2 protein-coding genes are annotated in these 1620 nt (G+C 75.1%); both read right to left on the bottom strand.

The features are described 5' to 3' along the window. A partial coding sequence (locus AB0C29_RS47405) for an alkaline phosphatase D family protein (protein WP_360834813.1) occupies nt 1–984 on the bottom strand: 984 nt, incomplete at its 3' end. A gap of 46 nt (nt 985–1030) precedes the next feature. Further along, the coding region (locus AB0C29_RS47400) for a hypothetical protein (RefSeq protein ID WP_360834811.1) at nt 1031–1620 on the bottom strand (590 nt) is incomplete at its 5' end.

Below are 1620 nucleotides of genomic sequence, written 5' to 3'. Positions count from 1 at the left end.
CTGCCGGGTGTCGAGGACATGCGCCTCGGCGAGGTCGCCGAACCGCAGCCGGCGGTGCAGCCGCATCCCCGCGCCGGACGGTTGCTGCGGGCGGCGCAGGGGCTGGTTCTCCCAGTACGCGCGGTAGGCGTTGGCCCGCTGCACGAGGAAGTCCCGGGCCGGGATGTCGAAGCGCGGCACCCCGGCGGCGTAGTTGTCCTGGACCTCGTGGTCGTCCCAGGTCAGCACCCACGGGACGGCGGCGTGCGCGGCCTGCAGGTCCGGATCCGTGCGGTACAGCGCGTACCGCATCCGGTAGAGGTCGAGGGTGTCGACCGGCAGCTCGAACGTGTCCGGCAGGTGGAGTCCGGGGTCCAGCCGGTTGCCGCCGGTGCTGGTGAGGGCGTTCTCGTAGATGTAGTCGCCGAGGAAGAAGACCACGTCGAGGTCCTCCGCGGCCAGGTGCCGGTACGCGGTGAAGTACCCGTCGCCGTAGGCCTGACAGGACGCGACCCCGAACCGCAGCGCCTGCGGGGAGGCGGAGACGGCGGGTGCGGTACGCGTACGGCCGGCCGGGCTGAGGTGCGCCCCGGTGCGGAACCGGTAGTGGTAGTCCCGGCCGGGCCGCAGGCCGCGCACGTCGACGTGGACCGAGTGGCCGTACTCGGCCCGCGCGGTCGCCGTGCCCGAGCGCACCACCTGCCGGAACGCCGCGTCCTCGGCCACCTGCCACTGCACGGGGTAGCCGGCGAACGGCAGTCCGCCCATGGGTTCCAGCGGCCGCGGCGCCAGCCTGGTCCACAGCACCACGCCGTCGGGCAGGGGATCACCCGAGGCGACCCCGAGCGTGAACGGATTCCGCCGGAGGGGCACGGCTGCCGTCGCGGCCGAGGCGGCGACCGGGGTGAGCGCCACCGTCAGCGCGGCGCCGCCGAGGGCGAACAGGCCACGACGGGGCAACGCTCCGAGCCGGGTGGCCGGAGCGGGCCGGTGCGGTGGCAGCATGGGCGGCTCCTGACGGCTGCTGGGCATGATCGCCACCAGCTCAACGTCACCGGCCGCCCCGCGGATACGCCCCGCTCACGTCCTTGCCCGGCGACCGCAGGCGCTGGATGCGCGCTCGCAGGGCCCGCTGGAGGAGCACGGGGAAGAGGTGCAGCAACACCGTGAGGCCGGACAGCCAGGCGACGGCGTCCCACGCTCCGGCCGCGGCCGCCACGACCGACACCGCGGTCACCACGACGGCGACCACGAGGTGGCCACATTCCGCCGAGCGGGTCTGCCTGTCCAGCACCGCGAGCGACACCCGGGTGCCGGTGAACCCGCGGCCGCCGCGCATCAGCCGCTCCCAGCCGATCGCGCGCAGCAGCCGCAGGTACCACCACGCGCCGAGCCGGCGGTACCCGGCCGGCTCCCAGTCGCGGACCCGGAAATAGCTGCTGGTCAGGCGCGGCCGCGCGGCGTCCAGGACGCCGGAGCTCCAGCCCATCAGCAGGAAGTGCAGCACCCAGGCGAAGGCCGGTCCGCGGTAGCCGAACGCGGTGCCGGTCGCCCAGGCGACGCCGGCCACGTCGGCGCCGCCGGCCAGGGCGACCGCGACGGTGCGGGACGTCCGGGCGCTAGTCGTCGTCCCCGTCGTCG

Origin of the sequence: Actinoplanes sp. NPDC048791 (assembly GCF_040650095.1) — a bacterium.
Taxonomy (GTDB): Bacteria; Actinomycetota; Actinomycetes; order Mycobacteriales; family Micromonosporaceae; genus Actinoplanes.
Note: the sequence above shows the minus strand (reverse complement) of the source record. Positions and strands in the feature narration are given on the sequence as shown.